At 68.9% G+C, this 20,095-nt stretch carries 23 protein-coding genes and 1 pseudogene; 19 read left to right on the top strand and 5 right to left on the bottom strand.

Features of this window, described 5'->3' with window-relative positions:
• Nucleotides 1-106: 106 nt before the first annotated feature.
• From ACQY72_RS06310 to ACQY72_RS06300, 3 genes are read left to right on the top strand one after another with little or no spacing between them, the layout of a single operon-like run.
• Nucleotides 107-1,279 (top strand): phage portal protein, encoded by a 1,173-nt coding sequence (locus ACQY72_RS06310; RefSeq protein ID WP_428156392.1) that lies wholly within the window; start codon nucleotides 107-109, stop codon nucleotides 1,277-1,279.
• A complete protein-coding gene (locus ACQY72_RS06305; protein ID WP_428156391.1) occupies nucleotides 1,276-1,509 on the top strand; it encodes a hypothetical protein in 234 nt (77 codons plus the stop codon). Before ACQY72_RS06310 ends, ACQY72_RS06305 begins: the two co-directional genes overlap by 4 nt.
• Nucleotides 1,506-1,970, top strand: coding sequence for an HK97 family phage prohead protease (locus tag ACQY72_RS06300; RefSeq protein ID WP_428156390.1), 465 nt, complete (start codon nucleotides 1,506-1,508; stop codon nucleotides 1,968-1,970). Before ACQY72_RS06305 ends, ACQY72_RS06300 begins: the two co-directional genes overlap by 4 nt.
• Here ACQY72_RS06300 and ACQY72_RS06295 read toward each other — a convergent pair.
• Together ACQY72_RS06295 and ACQY72_RS06290 are read right to left on the bottom strand one after the other, a co-directional pair.
• The gene (locus tag ACQY72_RS06295; RefSeq protein ID WP_428156389.1) at nucleotides 1,957-2,757 is read right to left on the bottom strand and encodes a hypothetical protein; all 801 of its coding nucleotides are present in this window, start codon (nucleotides 2,755-2,757) and stop codon (nucleotides 1,957-1,959) included. The genes ACQY72_RS06300 and ACQY72_RS06295 overlap by 14 nt on opposite strands.
• 10 nt (nucleotides 2,758-2,767) lie before the next feature.
• Complete coding sequence (locus tag ACQY72_RS06290; RefSeq protein WP_428156388.1) at nucleotides 2,768-3,406, bottom strand: hypothetical protein; 639 nt, start codon at nucleotides 3,404-3,406, stop codon at nucleotides 2,768-2,770.
• Between the two features lie 45 nt (nucleotides 3,407-3,451).
• Here ACQY72_RS06290 and ACQY72_RS06285 point away from each other — a divergent pair, with 45 nt between their 5' ends.
• From ACQY72_RS06285 to ACQY72_RS06250, 8 genes are all read left to right on the top strand, one after another.
• Complete coding sequence (locus tag ACQY72_RS06285) at nucleotides 3,452-4,693, top strand: phage major capsid protein (protein ID WP_428156387.1); 1,242 nt, start codon at nucleotides 3,452-3,454, stop codon at nucleotides 4,691-4,693.
• Between the two features lie 219 nt (nucleotides 4,694-4,912).
• A complete protein-coding gene (locus tag ACQY72_RS06280; protein ID WP_428156386.1) occupies nucleotides 4,913-5,176 on the top strand; it encodes a head-tail connector protein in 264 nt (87 codons plus the stop codon).
• A 38-nt stretch (nucleotides 5,177-5,214) separates the two neighbouring features.
• Nucleotides 5,215-5,511: a phage head-tail adapter protein gene (locus tag ACQY72_RS06275; RefSeq protein ID WP_428156385.1), complete on the top strand. Its 297-nt coding sequence runs from the start codon at nucleotides 5,215-5,217 to the stop codon at nucleotides 5,509-5,511.
• Nucleotides 5,508-5,921 (top strand): DUF3168 domain-containing protein, encoded by a 414-nt coding sequence (locus tag ACQY72_RS06270; protein ID WP_428156384.1) that lies wholly within the window; start codon nucleotides 5,508-5,510, stop codon nucleotides 5,919-5,921. Before ACQY72_RS06275 ends, ACQY72_RS06270 begins: the two co-directional genes overlap by 4 nt.
• Before the next feature lie 73 nt (nucleotides 5,922-5,994).
• The gene (locus ACQY72_RS06265; protein WP_428156383.1) at nucleotides 5,995-6,405 is read left to right on the top strand and encodes a phage major tail protein, TP901-1 family; all 411 of its coding nucleotides are present in this window, start codon (nucleotides 5,995-5,997) and stop codon (nucleotides 6,403-6,405) included.
• Complete coding sequence (locus ACQY72_RS06260; RefSeq protein ID WP_428156382.1) at nucleotides 6,402-6,695, top strand: GTA-gp10 family protein; 294 nt, start codon at nucleotides 6,402-6,404, stop codon at nucleotides 6,693-6,695. The genes ACQY72_RS06265 and ACQY72_RS06260 overlap by 4 nt, the downstream gene beginning before the upstream one ends.
• Before the next feature lie 4 nt (nucleotides 6,696-6,699).
• Nucleotides 6,700-6,876, top strand: a complete 177-nt coding sequence (locus ACQY72_RS06255; protein ID WP_428156381.1) for a phage tail assembly chaperone — start codon at nucleotides 6,700-6,702, stop codon at nucleotides 6,874-6,876.
• Nucleotides 6,866-7,399, top strand: coding sequence for a phage tail tape measure protein (locus ACQY72_RS06250; RefSeq protein WP_428156380.1), 534 nt, complete (start codon nucleotides 6,866-6,868; stop codon nucleotides 7,397-7,399). Before ACQY72_RS06255 ends, ACQY72_RS06250 begins: the two co-directional genes overlap by 11 nt.
• Before the next feature lie 54 nt (nucleotides 7,400-7,453).
• On the opposite strand, the gene ACQY72_RS06245 is transcribed toward ACQY72_RS06250, so the two are convergent.
• The gene (locus ACQY72_RS06245) at nucleotides 7,454-8,173 is read right to left on the bottom strand and encodes a DUF805 domain-containing protein (protein ID WP_428156379.1); all 720 of its coding nucleotides are present in this window, start codon (nucleotides 8,171-8,173) and stop codon (nucleotides 7,454-7,456) included.
• Nucleotides 8,174-8,285: 112 nt separating this feature from the next.
• Nucleotides 8,286-8,918 carry a DUF805 domain-containing protein gene (locus ACQY72_RS06240; RefSeq protein ID WP_428156378.1) on the bottom strand — a complete coding sequence of 211 codons (633 nt, stop codon included), beginning with the start codon at nucleotides 8,916-8,918 and terminating at the stop codon, nucleotides 8,286-8,288.
• A 130-nt stretch (nucleotides 8,919-9,048) separates the two neighbouring features.
• On the opposite strand from ACQY72_RS06240, the gene ACQY72_RS06235 reads away from it, so the two are divergent.
• The 8 genes and pseudogenes from ACQY72_RS06235 (at nucleotide 9,049) to ACQY72_RS06200 (ending at nucleotide 18,962) form a co-directional block, all read left to right on the top strand.
• A complete protein-coding gene (locus tag ACQY72_RS06235) occupies nucleotides 9,049-9,660 on the top strand; it encodes a phage distal tail protein, Rcc01695 family (protein WP_428156377.1) in 612 nt (203 codons plus the stop codon).
• A 3-nt stretch (nucleotides 9,661-9,663) separates the two neighbouring features.
• Nucleotides 9,664-10,311 carry a baseplate hub protein gene (locus tag ACQY72_RS06230; protein ID WP_428156376.1) on the top strand — a complete coding sequence of 216 codons (648 nt, stop codon included), beginning with the start codon at nucleotides 9,664-9,666 and terminating at the stop codon, nucleotides 10,309-10,311.
• Nucleotides 10,312-10,373: 62 nt separating this feature from the next.
• A complete protein-coding gene (locus ACQY72_RS06225; RefSeq protein ID WP_428156375.1) occupies nucleotides 10,374-10,907 on the top strand; it encodes an NlpC/P60 family protein in 534 nt (177 codons plus the stop codon).
• Nucleotides 10,908-14,322, top strand: a pseudogene (locus ACQY72_RS06220) (glycoside hydrolase/phage tail family protein).
• A gap of 86 nt (nucleotides 14,323-14,408) precedes the next feature.
• A complete protein-coding gene (locus tag ACQY72_RS06215; protein ID WP_428156374.1) occupies nucleotides 14,409-15,335 on the top strand; it encodes a DnaJ C-terminal domain-containing protein in 927 nt (308 codons plus the stop codon).
• 46 nt (nucleotides 15,336-15,381) lie between these two features.
• Nucleotides 15,382-16,557: a phosphoserine transaminase gene (locus tag ACQY72_RS06210; protein WP_428156373.1), complete on the top strand. Its 1,176-nt coding sequence runs from the start codon at nucleotides 15,382-15,384 to the stop codon at nucleotides 16,555-16,557.
• Nucleotides 16,558-16,779: 222 nt separating this feature from the next.
• Nucleotides 16,780-18,075 (top strand): adenylosuccinate synthase, encoded by a 1,296-nt coding sequence (locus ACQY72_RS06205; RefSeq protein ID WP_428156372.1) that lies wholly within the window; start codon nucleotides 16,780-16,782, stop codon nucleotides 18,073-18,075.
• Nucleotides 18,076-18,149: 74 nt separating this feature from the next.
• Nucleotides 18,150-18,962, top strand: coding sequence for a response regulator (locus ACQY72_RS06200; RefSeq protein WP_428156371.1), 813 nt, complete (start codon nucleotides 18,150-18,152; stop codon nucleotides 18,960-18,962).
• Between the two features lie 48 nt (nucleotides 18,963-19,010).
• On the opposite strand, the gene rpoH is transcribed toward ACQY72_RS06200, so the two are convergent.
• Nucleotides 19,011-19,898, bottom strand: coding sequence for an RNA polymerase sigma factor RpoH (rpoH, locus tag ACQY72_RS06195; RefSeq protein ID WP_135193456.1), 888 nt, complete (start codon nucleotides 19,896-19,898; stop codon nucleotides 19,011-19,013).
• Nucleotides 19,899-20,095 lie beyond the last annotated feature (197 nt).

The raw sequence follows: 20,095 nt of genomic DNA, 5'->3' as shown, positions 1-20,095 counted from the left end.
GGGTGAGGGGCAGGTGGTGCGAACTGGCCCACCGGCCGACCCTCATCCGGCTCTTCGAGCCACCTTCTCCCACTGGGAGAAGGGAAGAAAATTTGAGGAGATTGCGATGGTTTCGATCCGGTGGCCGTTCGGCCAGGCGGGGCGCGTGCGCGCGCCTGAAGCGAAGGAGAGCCGGGCGGGCGGGGTGATCGCCTTGTCCGGCGTGGGGCGGCCGCGGTGGACGCCCAACGACTACGCCAGCCTGGCGCGCGAGGGGTATCAGAAGAATGCGGTGGCCTATCGCTGCATCCGCATGATCGCCGAGGCGGCGGCTGCGGCGCCGTTCGCGGTGTTCGTGGACGGGGTGCGCGACGAGGCGCATCCGCTGGCCAAACTGATCCGCCGGCCCAACCCAGAACAGTCGGGGGCGGAGCTGATGGAGGCGGTCTATGGGGCGCTGCAGGTGTCGGGCAACGCCTATGTCGAGGCGACCGGCGATGCGGACGGGGACGGGGCGCCGGACGAGCTGTGGGCGCTGCGGTCGGACCGGGTGAAGGTGGTGCCCGGCCGGTCGGGCTGGCCCGAAGCATGGGACTATTCCGTGGACGGACGCTCGGTTCGGATCGGGCGGGCGGAGGACGGCTGGGCGCCGGTGATGCACCTGAAGCTGTGGCATCCGCTGGACGACTGGTACGGGCTGTCGCCGATGGAGGCGGCGGCGCAAGGGGTGGATGCGCACAACGCCGCCGGGGCCTGGAACAAGGCCCTGCTGGACAATGCGGCGCGGCCGTCGGGGGCGCTGGTCTACGGGGCGAGGAACGGCGAGCGGCTGACGGACGGACAGTTCGAGGCGCTGAAGGATCAGCTTTCGAACGTCTATGCCGGGGCGACGAACGCCGGGCGGCCGATCCTGCTGGAGGGCGGGATGGACTGGAAGCCGCTGAGCCTGACGCCGGCGGAGATGGACTTCACCGCCGGCAAACATGCGGCGGCGCGCGAGATCGCCCTGGCCTTCGGGGTGCCGCCGCAGCTGCTGGGGATCCCCGGCGACGCGACCTACGCCAACTATCGAGAAGCCAATGCGGCCTTCTGGCGACAGACGGTGATCCCGCTGGTGAAGAAGGCGGCGGGGGCGATGACGGGCTGGTTGGGCGAGCGGTTCGCGGGGTGCGAGGTGCGGGCGGACCTTGATGCGGTGTCGGCGCTGCAGCCCGAGCGGGACGCCCTGTGGGCGCGGCTGGAGGCGGCGAGCTTCCTGACGGACGAGGAACGCAGGCGGATGGCGGGGTTGGGCGAATGACCGAACATCAAATCCGGCGCGTGCCGACGGCGTTGCTGATCGCCGTCGTGGTGCAGACGGTGGGCGGCCTGGTCTGGGCCGGGGGCGCCGCGGCGCGGATCGCGACGCTGGAGCAGCAGGTCGGGGAACAGAGGCTGGTCGCCGAACGGCTGGCGCGGCTGGAAGTCCAGGGCGAGGCGACGGCGGCGGCCGTGGAGCGGATCGAGCGGCGGTTGGAGGGGACGACATGAGTGGTGAATCGGGACTGGTAATCGGGCGCGAGCATTCACGGCTCACGCTTCACCTCTCACCCCTTCGCATCGAAGGCTACGCCTCCCTTTGGGGCGTGGCGGATCTGAACGGGGATGTGGTGCAGGCGGGGGCGTTTGCGAACAGTCTGGGCAAGACGGGCGCCGAGGGGGTGCGGATGCTGAACCAGCATGACGCGCGGGCGCCGGTCGGGGTCTGGGAGCAGATCGTGGAGGATGCGCGGGGCCTGTTCGTGCGCGGACGGATCGAGGACTGGTCGGCCGAGGCGCGGTTCGCCGGGGCGCTGAGCCGGGCGGGGGCGATGGACGGACTGTCGATCGGATACCGCACGGCGCGGGCCCGGCGTCAGGGGCGGCTGAGGGTGCTGAGCGCGGTCGATCTGTGGGAGGTGTCGCTGGTGACATTTCCGATGCTGCCCGGCGCGCGGTTCAGTTTGGCTTGAGGGCTTCGAAGGCGCCGTTGCGGTCCAGGAGGTCGGCGAGGTCGGCCATCTGGGCGCGGCCCTTGGGGCTGTGGATGTAGCGCAGCGCCCAGGCGGCGACGATGGCGGAGAAAACCCAGCCGAAATTCAGGACGAGTTCGGCGAACAGGACGAACATAACCGCCAGCGCATAGGCGCCGAGATAGACCAGGGCCAGCTTGCCAGCGCGAGAGGCGGTGGGGTTGGAGGCGCTGGCGAGGATTTCGCTGATGCTGGGCGTGGCGGGGGACGCAGAGGCGGGGTCCGCAGGCTTGGCGGCGGCGACCGGGGGCTTGGTCTGGGTCGGGGTTTGGGCCTGTGGGGTCGGTCGGGCGGCGGGTCTCGGCCTGGGGGCGACGGTATCGGGCGCGCGCCAGGCGGGACGGTAGAGGATGGATTGGCCACGTGCGTCGACGGTGAAGACCTCGCCGAAGGGGGTGCTGGAGAAGTCGATGGCGCGGGTGTCCTGGCCATAGCTCTGGCCGTGCAGGGCCGTCAGCCGGCCCTGGCGCAGTTCGATCTGGAAACCGATGGGATCGGGCAGGTCTGCGATCATGACATGGACCGTGCCGAACAGGCCGGTGGCGTCCGGGTTGGCGGCGATGCGGTCCGCATCGACGACGATCCGGGAATAAAGGCCGGCACCAGTGTTGCGACGCAGGCCCGGCGAGCTGGCCGCTGCCTGAGACGCCAGATCGGGGACGCTGTCGCCCATCTGCCAGACCATGGCGTCCATGACGGCGCTTTCGAGCGGCGTGAGGTGGGACATCAGGGGAGCGTCACAGGGCGGGGAAGGGATGGCGGCCCGAAGTCGAGGCCTCGCCGGTATAGTGGCGGTGCATCTGGGTCAGTCGTCCCACCACGCGCAGGGTGATCAGCACTCCAGTCAGGGTGATGAAAACCGGCCAGTAGGGCAAAAGGGGTGCACCCAAGCGGCGTGAAAAGTCACCCATCGGATCGTCCATAAGGACCATCGCCAGCAACACGACGACAATACTCAAATCCAGCACGACCAGGGCGGCGGAAATGGATTTGGGCAGGGGCGCTCCCCAAAAGGCGATCACCGACTGAATGGGGCGCGGCAGGTTTTCGATGGCAGGATGGTCTGCGATGCGCAGCCTTTCGCTCATCGGGACGAGATTGGCTTCATCAGACATCTGCATTCGCTGCAAAGGTGACAATGCGCGAAGGCGGGCGCGTCTCTGACGACGTTCGATGATCGCAAATCCGTAAGACGTGGCGAGACCGCCGAAAAGGAAAAGTAGCGCGGCTGTAGACAGCCACTCAGCCCAACGACCTGCGCCGTGTTTTGACAGAGCCACGACCAGGAGCGGCCCTAAGGGCGCAATCACCCAGACGAGCTTGAGCAGCCAGGAGCGCTGCAGTCCGTCCATGAATTTCGAGGTCGTGTCGGTCACGCCTCGACCCTAACCGCAACAGGCGGTTCTTCAACCGGAGATATCATGAAAGAGACCAAACAGGCTTCCGGCTCGCCCATTCTTGCGAGTGATGGGGCGCGCGCTGTCGTGCATGAGATGATGGCGGCGTTCGAGGCGTTCAAAGGGGCGAACGACGTCCGGCTGGGCGAGATCGAGAAGAAGGCGGCGGCCGATGTGCTGCTGGAGGAGAAGGTGGCGCGCATCGACCAGGCGGTGGCGGCGGCGCAGGCGCGGCTGGATCGGGTGATGAGCCAGAGCCGGCGTCCGGTGATCGGGGGCGAGCCCGCCGAGCCGGCGTCTGCGCCCGAGGCGAAGGCGGCGTGGGACGGCTATCTGAAGACAGGCCAGTCTGGCGCCCTGGAGGTCAAGGCGGGCTTGTCCGGCGGTGCGACCTCGGGCGGCTATGTCGTGCCGTACGAGACGGAGCGGGCCATCGAGCGGCGTCTGATGGCGGCCTCGCCGATGCGAGAGATCGCCACGGTCAGGACGGTGGCGGCGGGGGTGTTCAGAAAGCCGGTGTCGACGGCGGGCGTGGCCTGCGGCTGGGTGGCGGAGACGGCGGCGCGGCCGGAGACGGACCCGGCGACCTTGGCCCTGCTGGAGTTTCCGTCGGCCGATCTCTACGCCAATCCGGCGGCGACCCAGGCGTTGCTGGACGACGCCATGGTCGATCTGGACGAATGGCTGGCCGCCGAGGTCGAGGACGCCTTCGCGGCGCAGGAGACCCAGGCCTTCGTGGGTGGCGACGGCGTGAACAAGCCCAAGGGCTTTCTGACCTATCCGACCGTGGCGGACGCGGGTCAGGCCTGGGGGCAGATCGGGTATGTCGCATCGGGGGCGGCGGGCGGTTTTGCGCCGACCAGTCCGGCGGATCGGCTGATCGACCTGGTCTATGCGCCCAAGGCCCAGTACCGGCCGAACGGGCGCTTCGTGATGAACCGCAAGACGGTCTCGGCCGTGCGCAAGTTCAAGGACGCGGACGGCAACTACATCTGGCAGCCGGCGACGCGGCTGGGCGAGACGGCGTCGCTGCTGGGCTATCCGGTCACCGAAATCGAGACCATGCCGGATGTGGCGGCCAACAGTCTGTCGATCGCCTTCGGGGACTTCCAGCGGGGCTATCTGATCGTGGATCGGGCGGGGGTGCGGGTGTTGCGCGATCCCTATTCGGCCAAGCCCTATGTGCTGTTCTACACGACCAAGCGGGTTGGCGGCGGGGTGCAGAACTTCGACGCTGTGAAAGTCATGAAGTTCTCCGCGACGTAGTCGCGGAGGGGCAAGGTGATGAAGTTCAGCGCGAGCTGATGTGACGGCGCTCGTTTCTCCCTCCCCCTGCGGGGGAGAGCAGGCCGCGTAGCGGCCGGGTGGGGGCGGCAGTGCGACCGGACTCGGATTGCCTGGCCCTCCCCACCCGGTCTCGCCTGCGGCTCGACCACCCTCCCCCGAGGGGGAGGGAGAATTGTGAATCTGACAATGGAGATTGCCATGACGCAGCCGGTGACGGTGGCGGAGGCGAAGCTGTTTCTGAGGGTCGAGCATGAGGCCGAGGACGGGCTGATCCAGACCCTGATCGAGGCGGCCCAGGCGAAGGTCGAGGGGGATGTGGGGTTGAGCCTGACGTCCACCTCCCCGGCGCCGTTGCGGCTGGCGATCCTGATGCTGGTGCTGCGGGGCTATGAGCGGGGGGAGCCGGTGGCGGTCGAGCCGATCGAGGGCTGGGTGGCGCCGTATCGCGTGGTGCGACTTTGACTGGGCGCTATCGGCCTTCGGCCTACTTGAGCGCCGACATGAGGATCCTGGCGGGGCTGTTTCAGCCGGTGGAGGCCGAGACGCCCTATGGCGGGCGCAGCGTGTCGTTCGAGGCGGTCGGGTCGGCCTGGCTGAAGTGCGGGGCGCGTCGGCGGATCGAACGCGGCGAGGGCGATCAGCGGCGGGCGGTCGAGACGATGGGCGCTGAGGCGCGGGCGGATCCTCGGCTGGCGGTCGGGCGGGTGCTGCGGTTCGGCGGGGCGGACTGGCGGATCGTGGGGATGGAGGAAGCGCGGCCGGCGCGGGCGAAGCTGGATCTGGAGCGGGTGCGATGAGGGATCATGAGAGCGCGCTGCAGAAGGCGGTGGTGGCGGCGCTGAAGGGGGATGCGGCGGTTGAGGCGCTGTTAGGCGGGCGTGTCTGGGATCAGGCGCCGGAAGTGGCCGATTTTCCGCATCTGTTGATCGGGCGGTGCGAGAGCCGGCCGGTGGCGGCGGACGGGGGCGGGGTCGAGCAGAGGCTGACGCTGACGGCTGTGTCGCGGTTCGCGGGATCGGAAGAGGCCAAGGCGGTGGCGGCGGCGGTGCGGGCGTGTCTGCACGAGGCAGCGCTGGAGGCCGACGGCGTGCGGACGGCGACGCTGAGGGCGACGTTCGCGGATGTGTTTCGGGCGGGTGACGGGCGGCGGACCTATGCGGTGGTGCGGCTGAGGGCGGTGACGGAAGACGTGAGTGGTGACCCGTGAATCGTGAGTGGCGACGACGTCGGCCGTCACCCGATCACGCGATCACGATTCACAACCAGAGGGAGAGACAGAAATGACGGCACAAGCCGGCAAGGACATGCTGCTGAAGATCGAGGGCGCGCCGGGCGTATTCACGACGGTGGCGGGGTTGAGGGCGCGGACCATCTCGCTGAACGCGAAGACGGTGGATGCGACGGACGGCGACAGCGCCGGGCGGTGGCGTGAGCTGCTGGCGGGGGCGGGCGTGAAATCGGCGGCGGTGTCGGGGCAAGGGATCTTTCGTGATGCGGCGTCGGACGCCCTGGTGCGCGAGGCCTTCTTCGATCAGGCGGCGAAGCGGTGGCGGCTGATCGTGCCGGACTTCTGCGTGCTGGAGGGACCGTTCCTGGTGGCGGCGCTGGAATACGCCGGCGAGCATGAGGGCGAGGCGACCTTTGCGCTGAGCCTAGCCAGCGCGGGGGCCATCGGGTTCAGCGCGATATGAACGGGGCGCGGGGCGAGGCTGCGGTGGTGCTGGGCGGCGCGCGGCGTCGGGTGTGTCTGACGCTGGGGGCGCTGGCGGAGATCGAGACGGGGCTGGGCGTCGATGGGTTGGCGGCCGTGGCCGAGCGGATGAAGACGCTGTCGGCGAGGGATCTGATGGTGGTGCTGGCGGCGGTGTTGCGTGGGGGCGGGGACGAGGCGGCGGATGTCTCGGCGGTCGATCCGCGCGAGGCGGCGGTCGCGGTGGCGCAGGCGTTTGCGGCGGCGTCCTCCGGTCAAGCCGGAGGATGACGAGGTGACGCCCTGGGGCGAGATGCTGAGGCTGGCGGCAGCGATGGGCGTGGGGCCGGAAGCGTTCTGGCGGCTGTCGCTGAAGGAGTGGCGGATGCTGACGCAAACACCGCGCGGAACGGCGCCCTTGGGGCGCGAGGGGCTGGCGCGATTGATGGAGGGTTGGCCGGATGGCGGATGAGTTTGGGCGGGACGGGATCGATCAGGTCGCGCTGAGAGCGGCGGAGGCCGGGGCGGCGCTGGAGGCGCTGAAGGCGCCGGCGCAGGATGCGGCTGACGCCATCGAAGAGGCGTTCGGGCGGGCGGGCGACAGCCTGACGCGGTCGCTGGCAAGGGCCGCGGCGGACGGGGAGGTATCGCTGGCCGAACTGGCGCGGGCGGTGCTGAATGCGGTCAATGCGGCGGCGGGATCGCAGGGTGGCCCAGGCGGTGGATTGAGCGGCGCGATCCAGGCGGCGATGTCCAGCTTCGGCGGGGCGCGGGCGGACGGCGGGCCGGTGTTGGGCGGCGGGGCCTATCTGGTCGGAGAGCGCGGGCCGGAGGTATTTCGGCCCGGGACGGGCGGCGAGATCGGGCCTGTTTCCGGCGTTGGGGTGACGGTCAATGTGGCGGTGGACGGCGGGGCGCCGGCCCTGCTGCGGTCCGAGGCGCAGATCGCCCAGATGCTGGCGCGGGCGGTCAGCCTGGGCGCGCGACGGATGTAGAAACGCCGCCCCGTCGAGGACGGGGCGGCGCTGAAGTCATTCAGACGATGAGGCTTATTGGCCCTTAGGGTTCGGACCGAAGCGGTTCTCGCCCTTCTGGCTGTCCGTGATGCCGACCCACAGCAGGAAGGCCAGATTGACCAGCATGATGATGCCGAAGATGCCGATCGCCGGGCCCATCATGGACAGGGCGGCCATCGGGTTGTTCTCGTAATAGCTCTCGTCCATGCCACTGGCGGCGATGCCGGCGACCATCATGACGACGGCGACGATGCCCAGAGCGAAGGACACGCCGTAGGGGATGGCGACCAGCCAGCCGGTCTTGCCCATGTCGTGCAGGCGCTTCACCGAAATGGCCAGGTTCGACCAGATCAGGGCCAGCGAGATCACCGCGCCAATGAAGGGAATGAAGTTCAGCACGATATTCGCGCCGAAGAGGATCAGCCAGCCGATCCAGAAGTGCGAACGGCGCAGGCGTCCATTGAAGGACAGCATGGCGGACTGGAAGTCGAAGCCCGAGCCGGGCGCGCCGACTGCGGCCGAGGCGGCCGAAGCAGCGTAACCGCCGGCGACGCCGGTGGTGGTCGCAGCGCCCGCGAGGATCAGGATCTGGGTGGCGACGCCGCCCTCGGGCACGAAGTCGACGCGGACGCCGGCGGCGGGCACGGCCGGCGACTGAAGCGCGGCCGAGGTGAAGTCGTAACGGGCGCCGTCATCGCCGCTGATCAGGCCGGCGCCGGTTGTGGCGTCGTAGCTGAGAATTTCACCGCGCACGGAGGTCTCCTTGGTTGTCGCCGCCGAGCGGCAGTTTGCGAACTTCGCCGGACGACGTGCGCCGGACAAGACTGAAAGGTCAAGCTTGGCGAACGGTTCCTGAGAATTTCTCTCAAATAGCGATTTGGCCCGTGCCCGTGGGCGGGGCGCCGTACAAATTCACTGCCGGCTGAGACGGTAGAAGACTGACGACGAAGAGGAACAGTCCACCGACGTAGGGGATGAGGCCGATCAGGACGAGCCAGCCGCTGAGGCCGACATCGTGGAAGCGGCGGATCAGAACGGTGACGCCGGGGAGGATCAGCCCCGCCATGATCAGGCCGACAAATGCGATGCCGGCCATGCCGAACGCCGCCATGTCTCGTCCTGTCTCCGCATCGATGATCACGAGAAAGAGGACGGGCGTGAAGAGCAGGAACAGGATCAGGGTGTGGAACAGGGCGAAGGACCAGTATTCCTTGCGCCGGGCGCGCCCGTTTCCATCGACGTATTTCGTCGTCACGCAACGCCGGAAATAGCCCCACAGGCCCAGGTTCGGCTCGGGCGCGATGGCGACGGGCTGGGGGCGGGCGTCCTGAAGAACGATCAGGTCCGTCGCCGCGCCGTCGTCCGCGACGATGAAATCGACGCGTCGTCCGACCGCCAGATCCGGTGACCTGGATGAGAAGTCGTAGCGGGCGAGGTCGTCGCCGCTGACCAGGCCGGCGCCGGTTTCGGGATCGTACTGGACAATCTCACCGCGCATGAGTGGCTCGCGCCGTCGTCGCGGGATCCAAGCTCAGAACATCGCTTCTCATGTCTCTGTCCGGGGACGCGGCGGGTGCGCCGTTGTCGAACCTTGGCCGAAGACGCAGGCAGCCACAATGGAGACAGCAATGGCTTTTCACGAGGTGCGGCTGCCGGCGCGGCTGGCGTTCGGCTCGACCGGCGGGGTGGAGCGGAGGACGGAGATCACGACCCTGGCGTCGGGGTTCGAGCGGCGTTCGACGCCGTGGGCGCTGGGGCGCAGGCGTTATCTGATCGGGGCCAACCTGAGATCGCTGGACGACATGGCCGAGCTGGTCGCCTTCTTCGAGGCGCGGCGAGGGCGGCTGTACGGGTTCCGGTTCAAGGATTTCGCCGACTTCAAGTCGTGCGCGCCGGGCGGGGTGGTCTCGGCGGAGGATCAGGTGCTGGGCGTGGGGGACGGGGTGCGGACCGCGTTCGATCTGGTGAAGCGATACGGTGATGTGGAGCGGCCTGTCAGCAAGCCGGTCGAGGGATCGGTGCGGGTGGCGGTCGGGGGCGTCGAGGTCGCGGATTTCACGGTGGATGAGACGACGGGGGCGGTGACGCTGACCAGCGCGCCGGGGACGGGCGTCGTGGTGACGGCGGGGTTCGCGTTCGACACGCCGGTGCGGTTCGACACAGACCGGATCGAGACGACGCTGGAGAGTTTCGAGGCCGGGCGGATGGCGGCGGTGCCGCTGATCGAGGTTCGGGTCTGAACCATGCGGAACATACCGGAAGACATGGCCGCCCGCATCGAGAGCGGGGCGGCGACGCTGTGTCATGTCTGGCGGCTGGAGCGGGCCGACGGGGCGGTGATGGGGTTCACCGATCACGACCGCGACCTGGTGGTGGACGGGGTGGTCTGTCGGGCCGCGAGCGGCTGGACGGCGGGGGCGGGCGAGAGCGCCGTGGGGCTGGCGGCGGGGTCGATCTCGGCGGCGGGGGCGCTGGATGACAAGGCCATCAGTGAGGAGGATGTGGCGGCGGGGTTGTTCGATGCGGCGACGGTCGAGTTGTGGCGCGTGGACTGGGCGCGGCCGGATCTGAGGGTGCGGTTGTGGGCGGGGACGCTGGCGCGGATTCGCCGGGAAGGGGGAGGGTTCGTCGCCGAGCTGGAAGGGCCGCTGGCGAAGCTGGAGCGGGTGGTCGGGCGGACCTATGGGCGGATGTGCGATGCGCGGCTGGGGGACCAGAGGTGCGGGGTCGCGGAGACGGCGGGGCGGGTCTGCGACAAGCGGTGGGAGACCTGCGTCGGGACGTTCGGCAATGGGGCGAACTTTCGCGGGTTCCCGGATGTGCCGGGGGACGATTTCCTGACGGCGTATCCGGCGGGAAGCGCGCGGAACGACGGCGGGAGCCGGCGGTGAGGGGCGGGGCGGTGAAGAACTCTCCCTCCCCCTGCGGGGGAGGGTGGTCGCGAAGCGACCGGATGGGGACGGCAGGGAGAGCGGACTCGGAGTGCCGGGTCCTTCCCACCCGGTCTCACCTCCGGCTCGACCCCCCTCCCCCGAGGGGGGAGGGAGAGGTTGGTGCGCTTGTCGTTGCATCGGCGCGATCCTGGCTCGGCACGCCGTATCGGCATCAGGCCAGTGTGAAGGGCGTGGGTGCGGATTGTCTGGGGCTGGTGCGCGGTGTGTGGCGCGAGGTCGTGGGGCGTGAGCCGGAGGTCTTGCCGGCCTATTCGGCGGACTGGGCCGAGACGGCCGGGCGCGAGACGCTGCTGGAGGCGGCGGGGCGGTGGCTGAGGCCGGTCGCAGTCGATGAGATGCGGGCGGGGGATGTGGTGCTGTTTCGGATGTCGCCGGGGGCGGCGGTGAAGCATTGCGCCATCCTGAGCGATGTCGGCGGGCCGGAGCCGAGAATGATCCACGCCTATTGGGGACGGGCTGTGGTCGAGAGCTGGATGGGCGTGTGGTGGCGGCGACGGCTGGTCGCGGTGTTTCGGTTTCCCGAGGAGGTCTGATTGGCCCAGGTTGTGTTGAGCGCGGTGGGACAGTCGGTGGGCGGGCCGATCGGGCGGGTGATCGGCTCGACCATCGGGCGGGCGATCGACAATCGCGTGGTGGGCTCGCTGGGGCCGGCGCGGCAGGTGGGGCCCCGGCTGGAGACGCTGAAGGTTCAGGGGACGGCGGAAGGGTCGCCGATGGCCTGTGTGTTCGGGCGGGCGCGGGTGACCGGTCAGGTGATCTGGGCGGCACGCTTCCTGGAGGGCAAGTCCAAGGGACGGGCGGGCAAGGGCGGGCCGAAGACGGTCGACTATGTCTATTCGCTGAGTTTCGCGGTGGCGCTGTGTGAAGGCGAGATCGACGGGGTCGGGCGGGTCTGGGCCGATGGGCGGCTGATGGACATGACGGGCGTCGTGATGCGGGTGCATCGCGGGGGCGAGGACCAGACGCCGGACCCGCTGATCGAGGCGGTGGAGGGGGCGGCACCGGCCTATCGCGGCACGGCTTATGTGGTGTTCGAGGACTTGCCGCTGGGGCCGTTCGGGGATCGGGTGCCGCAGCTGAGTTTCGAACTGTTCCGGCGGCCGAGGGGGCAGGCGGCGCGGCTGGAGGACTTGCTGGAAGGGGTGTGCCTGATCCCTGGGGCGGGGGAGTTCGCCCTGGCGACCGAGGCGGTGGTGCGGCGCGAAGGGCTGACGCGGACGCAGCCTGAGAATGTGCACAACGGCGAGGGTCGCGCGGACCTGATCGCATCGCTGGATCAGCTGCAGGCGCAGCTGCCGAACCTGAAGCGGGTCAGTCTGGTGATCGGGTGGTTCGGCAGCGACCTGAGGGCGGGGGAATGCCGTGTGCGGCCAGGCGTAGAGCGGCGGGACAAGCCGACGGAGCCGAGCGTCTGGTCCGTGGCGGGGGTGGCGCGCGAAGACGCCTATGAGGTCAGTCAGGTGGATGGGGCGCCGGCCTATGGCGGGACGCCGTCGGACGAGAGCGTGCGGCAGGCGATCCGCGAGTTGAAGGCGCGGGGGCTGGAGGTGACCTTGTATCCGTTCGTCTTCATGGACTGCCCCGGCTATCCGTGGCGGGGGCGTGTGGCGGGCGTGGATGGCGCCGGGGCGACGGCGGAGATCGCGGCCTTGTTCGGCGGGGCGGGCGATTGGGGTCTGCGGCGGATGGCGCTGCACTATGCGTGGATCGCGGCCGAAGAGGGGGCGGACGGCCTGTTGATCGGGTCGGAGATGCGGGGCGTGACCTGGACGCGGGATGCGGGCGGGGGCTTTCCGGCGGTGGAGCAGTTGCGGGCGCTGGCGGGGGAATGCCGGGCGGTGGGCGGGCCGGGCGTGAAACTGTCCTATGCGGCGGACTGGAGCGCACGGCGAGGACTGGGTGTTCCGGCCCAAGGACCTGAAGAGCTGGTGGTCGAACCGGCACCATGACCGGCCGGGCGGGGTGCGAAGCGCGACGCCGACGGCCTGGGTTCCGGGGATGAAGCCGGTGCGGCTGTCGGAGTTCGGCTGTGCGGCGGTGGACCGGGGCGGCAATGCGCCGAACCTGTTTCAGGACCCCAAGAGCAGCGAAAGCCGTCTGCCGCCGGCATCGACCGGGGCGCGCGACGACGCAGTGCAGCGGGCGGCGCTGGAGGCGGTGCTGGGGCACTATGCGGCGGCTGAGAACAATCCGGTGTCGGCGGTCTATGGCGGGCCGATGCTGGAGGGGGCGGACGCCTGGTGCTGGGATGCGCGGCCCTATCCGGCGTTTCCGGCGAGGGGGGACGTGTGGGCCGATGCGGGGGCGTGGCGGGCTGGACATTGGTTGAACGGACGGTTGGCGGGGGATGGACGCGACCTGATCCAAGCGGTGCTGGCGCGGGGCGGTCTGGCGGCGGATGAAATGTCGGTGGAGGGCGTCGAGGGGGCGGCGGCCGGCTATGTCATCGACCGGCCGATGCGGACGCGCGATGCGCTGGAGCCGTTGCTGGCGGCGTTCGACGCGGTGGCGGCTGAGCGTGACGGACGGGTCGCCGTGCTGGGGCGCGTTGAGACGGTGGTCGAGATCGCGGGCGAGGAGCTGGCCCTGCCTGAGACCGGTGCGGCGGAGGCGACGACGCGGACGCTGGAGCCGAGGGCGGGCGAGGCGCGGGTGCGGTTCATCGACGAGACGGCGGACTATCAGACCGGCGCGGTGGTGGTGCGCTCGGACGATGCAGCGGCGACGGGCGGCGGGGTGGATATGGACCTGCCGCTGGTGTGTGGCGGCGGGCTGGCCAGGGCGGCGGCGGAGCGGGCGCTGATCGGAGACGGGGGCGAGGCGAAGACCCTGGCGCTGGGACCGCTGGAAGCCTTGCGGCTGGAGCCGGGGGATGGGGTGCGGCTGGAAGGTCGGCCGGGTGACTGGCGGGTGATGCGGGTGGCGGCGGATGAGACGCCGTCGGCGGTGCTGGAGCCCCTGCTCACGCGGCGGGTTGTCGAGGATGATGGGGTCTGGCGCGGGGGCGAGACGCCGGCGGTGGTCGGGGCGCCCTTCGTGAGGGTGATGGATCTGCCGCCCTTGATGGGGCGCGAGGAGGATGGGCGGCCGGTCGTGGCGGTTGCGGCGGAGCCCTGGCGGACGATGCGGCTGCATGCGGGGGCGTCGGCCGAGACGCTGACGGCGCGAGGCGATGTGGAGACGCCGGCGACGGTCGGGGTGCTGGTCGAGGCGTTGGGGCCAGGGGTGCGGCATCGCTGGGACGAGGCCAATACGGTCGTGGTGCGGGTCGAAGGCGCGGCGCCGGAGAGCGCGGTCGAGGCGGCGGTGCTGGGCGGCGGCAATGCGCTGGCGGTCGAGACGGCGGCGGGCTGGGAGGTCGTGCAGTATCGATCGGCGGTGCTGGTCGGGCCGGGGACGTGGCGGCTGACGGGTCTGTTGCGCGGACAGCAGGGAACCGAGGTCGAGATGCGGGCCGGCGCCGGGGCGGGATCAGTCGTGGTGTTCCTGGACGACCGGCTGGCGCGAGCGGAGATCGGGCGGGGGGAGCAGGGCCTGCCGCTGGTCTGTCGCGCGGGGCCGGCAGGGGCGGCGCCGGGCGGGGCGGGGTTCACCGAGACGGTGTTTCAGTCGAGGGGCGTGCATGACCGACCGTGGTCGCCGTGTGGACTGGCGGTCGCTGCCGATGCGGACGGGCTGACGATCCGGTGGATGCCGCGTGTGCGGCTGTTCGGCGACGGCTGGGACGGGGAGCCGGCGGCGGTCGATCCGATGCGGTTTCGCCTGAGGGTGCTGGACGGCCGCGTCGGGGTTCGGACGATGGAGGTGGAGGGGCTGTCGTCATCTTATGATGCGGAGGACCTGGCCGTGGACTTCCCCAAGGGCGTCACGGCGGCGGCGCGGATCGCCGTGGCGAAGTGGGGCGAGGGCTTCGGGTGGGGTGTGGAGGCGGAAATCGGGCTGATCTGAGCAAATGACGGGTCCGGCCCTTTGCGTGGGGCGGGGCATGGCTTAACTGACGGCCTCTCGGTTTTTCAGTTGGAGCGACAACGCACGTGGCAGGCGACCCCTACAAGGAACTGGGCGTTTCGAAGGGCGCGAGCGCGGACGAGGTCAAGAAGGCGTATCGCAAGCTCGCCAAGGAGCTGCACCCCGACAAGAACCCCGGCGACAAGATCACCGAGGACAAGTTCAAGCGGGTGACTGCGGCCTTCGACATCCTGGGCGACGCCGAGAAGCGCGCCAAATACGACGCCGGCCAGATCGACAACGACGGCAACGAACAATATCGCGGCTTCGGCGGGGGCGGTCGCGCCGGCGGCAGTCCGTTCGGCCAGGGTGGTGCGGGCGGCGGCTTCGGCGGCGGGCCGGGCGGCCGGGCCAACTTCGAAGGCGTCGATCTGGACGACCTGTTCGGCATGTTCGGCGGTGCGGGGCGTCAGCGCGGCGCGCGGGACTTCACGTCGCGCGGGCAGGACGTGAAGGCGACGCTGGACATCAGCCTGGAGGACGCCATCGCGGGGGCGACGCGACGGATCCAGTTCTCGGACGGTCGCACGCTGGACGTGACCATTCCCAAGGGCGCGTCGGAAGGCCAGACCATCCGCCTGCGTGGACAGGGTTCGCCGGGGCGCGGGGCCGAGAACGGCGACGCCCTGATCGAGCTGAAGATCGAGGCGCATCCGATCTACAAGCGCGACGGAGCGGACTTGACCATGGACTTGCCGGTGTCGGTGCCCGACGCGGTGCTGGGCGCCAAGGTGCGGGTGCCGACGCCCGAGGGCGTGGTGCAGATGACGATCCCGGCGGGGTCGAACTCGGGCAAGATCCTGCGGCTGAAGGCGCGCGGGGCCTATGCGGCGGGCAAGCGCGGGGATCTGCTGGCGCGGCTGGTGGTGACGCTGCCGGACGAGCCGGACGAGGCCTTGACCCGGTTCGCCGAGGAATGGCGGGCCAAGCGGTCCTATACGCCGGGGCGTTGAGCGCGCTCAAGCAGCGCGAGGCGCGGTAGCGCCAAGGGGAAAGAGCATGAGCGTGAAGCCTGATATGAAGCCGGCGCGGCCGTGGTTTTCGGCGGGGCCGACGGCGAAACGGCCGGACTACAGCCTGGCGGGTCTGCCGTCCGATCTGCTGGGACGCGGCATCCGCGCGCCGGAAGTGGTTGAGCGGTTTGCCCATGGCCTGCGGCTGACGCGCGAGGTGCTGGAAGTGCCCGAGAGCCATGTGATGCTCTATACGCCGGGGTCGGACACGGGCGCGGTCGAGGCGGCGCTGTGGGGCATGCTGGGGCAGCGGCCGGTGCAGGTCGTGGCTTTCGAGAATTTTGGCCTGACCTGGCTGACGGACGTGAAGGATCATCTGGGGCTGGAGCCCGATGCCCTGACGGCGCCGTGGGGCGAACTGCCCGATCTGAGCCAGGCGGACTGGTCCAAGGACGTGGTGTTTCCGTGGAACGGCACGACCTCGGGCGTGCGCGTGCCGGACGCCGACTGGATCGCCGACGACCGCGAGGGGCTGGCCATCTGCGACGCCACCTCGGCCGCCTTCGCCATGCCCTTGCCGTTCGACAAGCTGGATGTCGTGACCTTCAGCTTCCAGAAGGCGCTGGGCGGCGAGGCGGGCATAGGCGTGATGGTGCTGTCGCCGCGTGCGGTGGCGCGGCTGGATGGGTATCGGCCGGATCGGGCGATCCCCAAGCTGCTGCGACTGACGGACGGCAACGGTCGGTTCGACCGGGCGCTGGCTGACGGGGTGGCGATCAACACTTTCTCGATCCTGACCATCGAGGACTGGATCGACGCTCTGGACTGGGCGAAGGGGATTGGCGGCCTGACGGAGCTGATCCGGCGCACCGACGCCAACTATGCCGCGTTGGCGGAGTGGGTTGAGCGGACGGACTGGATCGCCTTCCTGCCGGATCGGCCGGAGATTCGGTCGACGACGTCGGTGTGCCTGAAGTTCACCGATGCGCGGGTCGCGGCCCTGGACGCCAAGGCGCAGAAGGCCTTCGTAATGCGGTTCAAGGCCTTGCTGGAAGACGAAGCGGCGGTGTTCGACATGGAGCCGCACCGCAACGCCCCGCCCGGACTGCGCCTGTGGTGCGGTTGCACGGTCGAGACGGCCGATGTGATCGCGGCGACGCCCTGGCTGGAATGGGCGTTTGAAACGGCGGTCTCGGAATTGGTCCTCACCCGAGAAGCGTAGCGTAACGGGGGAGGGGACCATGCGCAGCATGGTGGAGGGGGCGGATAGCGCGCCCGGCCTTTCAGATTGGTTTCTTGCGACCTGGGCGTAGGTCGGAGGCGCGTCCGCCCCTCCACCACTTCGTGGTCCCCCTCCCCCGCTGCGCGGGAGAGGATTAGAGGGACGACATCGGATGATTCCCCCGCTATAGGCTGCGCCCGCATTCAATGCGGAGAGACGGCTTTGGCGAACGTAGCGGTGGTCGGCGCCCAGTGGGGCGACGAGGGCAAGGGCAAGATCGTGGACTGGCTGTCCAACCGCGCCGACATGGTCGTGCGGTTCCAGGGCGGTCACAACGCGGGCCATACGCTGGTCGTGGACGGCAAGGTCTACAAGCTGGCGCTGCTGCCCAGCGGCGTCGTTCAGGGCAAGCCGTCGATCATCGGCAATGGCGTGGTCGTGGACCCTTGGCATCTGGTCGGCGAGATCGAGAAGATCCAGGCCCAGGGCGTGGCGATCAGCCCCGAGATTCTGACCATCGCTGATAACGCCTGTCTGATCCTGCCGATCCACCCCGCGCTGGACGTGGCGCGCGAGGCGGCGGCGAGCGCGCCGGGGGCCAAGATCGGCACGACCGGGCGCGGCATCGGTCCGGCCTATGAGGACAAGGTCGGGCGTCGCGCCATCCGCGTCTGTGACCTGGCCAATGAAGACGATCTGAAGGTCAAGATCGACCGCCTGCGCTCGCACCACGATCCGCTGCGCGCGGGCCTGGGGCTGGAGCCGATCGATCCGGCGGCACTGCTGGCTCAGCTGCTGGAGATCGCGCCTAAGATCCTGCCTTATGTGAAGCCGGCGTGGCGGGTGCTGGATCAGGCGCAGAAGGACGGCAAGCGCGTGCTGTTCGAGGGGGCGCAGGGCGCCTTCCTGGACGTGGACCACGGCACCTATCCCTATGTGACCAGCTCCAACACCGTGGCGGGGCAGGCGGCGGCGGGGTCGGGCATCGGTCCGCGCGGCGTCGGCTATGTGCTGGGCATCGTGAAGGCCTATACGACGCGCGTCGGCGAAGGCCCGTTCGCCTGCGAGCTGGACGACGAAGTTGGACAGCATCTGGCGACCGTGGGGCGTGAGGTCGGGGTGAATACGGGCCGGGCGCGACGCTGTGGCTGGTTCGACGCCGTGCTGGTGCGCCAGTCGGTGGCGATCAACGGCATCGACGGCATCGCCTTGACCAAGCTGGATGTGTTGGACGGGCTGACGACGCTGAAGATCTGCGTCGGTTATCGCGTCGATGGCGAGGTGCTGGATTACCTGCCATCCAGTCTGAAGGCCCAGGCCGCCGCCGAGCCCGTGTTCGAGGAACTGGAAGGCTGGAGCGAAAGCACCGTCGGGGTCCGCAGCTTCAAGGACATCAACGCCAACGCCATCAAGTATGTGCGCCGGATCGAGGAGTTGATCGGCGCGCCTGTGGCCCTGTTGTCCACCAGCCCGGAACGGGACGACACGATTTTGATGCGGGATCCCTTCCAAGGGTGAGGCGACGGTTTCGTTGATTCAACAGGCTTTAACCAGCGCGCGGTAAGGATAACGGCTCCAACCGGGAGACGGACGTGTTCGCCGCCAACGCCAGAACCTTGAGTCGCATCGAACCCGCCGTCAGGCGGGTGGTGATCATTGACCCCAATCTGTCGTCCGCACGACTGCTGACGGACATCATGAAGGGGATGGGCGCGCGCGAGGTCTATGCCGAGACCGACGAGGAGCGGGCGCTTGAGCTGCTGCGCGACGTCGAGCCGGGCATGATCTTCACCGAGCGGTCCGGCGATACGTTGAATGGCGAGACGCTGGCGCGGCGGATACGCCGGTCCAGCATGTCGTGCCGGATGTCGCCGATCATCATGGTGACGGGCGAGGCGACCGCCGCCGCCATCAAGGGCGCGCGCGATTCCGGCATCCACGAGTTTCTGAGAAAGCCGTTCACGACCGGCGACCTGTTCAAGCGGGTCGAGAACGTAGCGTTGAAGCCCCGGCCCTGGATCGAGGCGGTCGGCTATGTCGGGCCGGATCGGCGGCGATTCAACTCGGGCGAATATTCGGGATCCCGCAAGCGGCGCAGCGATGGCGCGGCAGGCGGAGGGCCGGCAGAAGTGAAGGATCAGGCGATCCGCATCCTGATTTCGGCCATGGCGCAGTTCGATCAGGATCCGTCGCAAGCCACGCGCGCCATTCGACAGCAGGCCGAGACGCTGAACGGGCTGGCGATCAAGACGGCGGACGCCAAGCTTGCGATGGTCGTGGCGACTTTGCAGGCCTATCTGGCCGGCGGTCAGGTGACCAAGGTCGGTCTGGCCCAGCCGATCGGCGCGGTGGTCGCAGCGGCGAAGGTAGCAGAGCAAACGGCTCCGATGGCGCGGGCGTCCTGAGGGCATAGAGGCCTGTCGCGCCGATAAAGCGCGACAGGTTATTCTCGATCAGGCGTCGACCAGGTTCCGCTCTTCAGCGGCGGCGCGCATGGCTTTTTGCAGCTTCTCGAAGGCGCGGACCTCGATCTGACGCACGCGTTCGCGCGACACGCCGTACTGGCCGGCGAGTTCTTCCAGGGTGACGGGGTCGTCCTTGAGGCGACGTTCCGTGAGGATGTGCTTCTCGCGGTCGGTCAGCTCTTCCATGGCCTCTTGAAGGAGGCTCATGCGGATGCCCTTTTCCTCGTCTTCGGCGAGTTGGGTTTCCTGGGACACGGCCGTGTCGTCGGCCAGCCAGTCCTGCCACTCGCTTTCACCGTCGGCGCGTAGAGGCGCGTTCAGCGAGGCGTCGCCGCCCAGGCGGCGGTTCATGTTGGTGACCTCTTCCTCGCTGACGCCCAGTTTGGTGGCGATGGCGGCGAGGTGTTCGGGGTGCAGGTCGCCTTCCTCGAAGGCCGAGATCTGGCTCTTGGCCTTGCGCAGGTTGAAGAACAGCTTCTTCTGCGCGGCGGTGGTGCCCATCTTCACGAGCGACCAGCTGCGCAGAATGTATTCCTGGATCGAGGCGCGGATCCACCACATGGCGTAGGTCGCCAGGCGGAAACCCTTGTCCGGGTCGAACTTCTTGACGGCCTGCATCAGGCCGACATTACCCTCGGAAATCACTTCGCCGATCGGCAGCCCGTAGCCGCGATACCCCATGGCGATCTTGGCCACGAGACGAAGGTGCGAGGTGACAAGGCGGTGGGCGCTCTCGGCGTCCTGGTGCTCAGACCAGCGCTTCGCCAGCATGAACTCCTCGTCCTTGGTCAGCATCGGAAACTTGCGGATTTCCGTCAGATAACGCGACAGGCCTTGTTCAGGCGACATCACCGCGAGCGTACTATTGGCAGCCATATACAGGTCCCTCCGACCGTCTAAACGAGCGGGCTCTTCGTCATCGGCCACGGTGCGTGCGCCGAAGTCTCACCCCTCAACCGGTGAAGTAGCGATGGGTTGCCGCCATTTTTAGAGGCGGATCGTCACACGAAAGCGTGACAGTGGCCCTGGCGCCACTCGCGCCGATCAATGTCCTATATAGAACTTTGTCGGTT

It is taken from the genome of Brevundimonas sp., from assembly GCF_965279155.1.
In the GTDB taxonomy this organism is placed as follows: domain Bacteria; phylum Pseudomonadota; class Alphaproteobacteria; order Caulobacterales; family Caulobacteraceae; genus Brevundimonas.
Note: the sequence above shows the minus strand (reverse complement) of the source record. Positions and strands in the feature narration are given on the sequence as shown.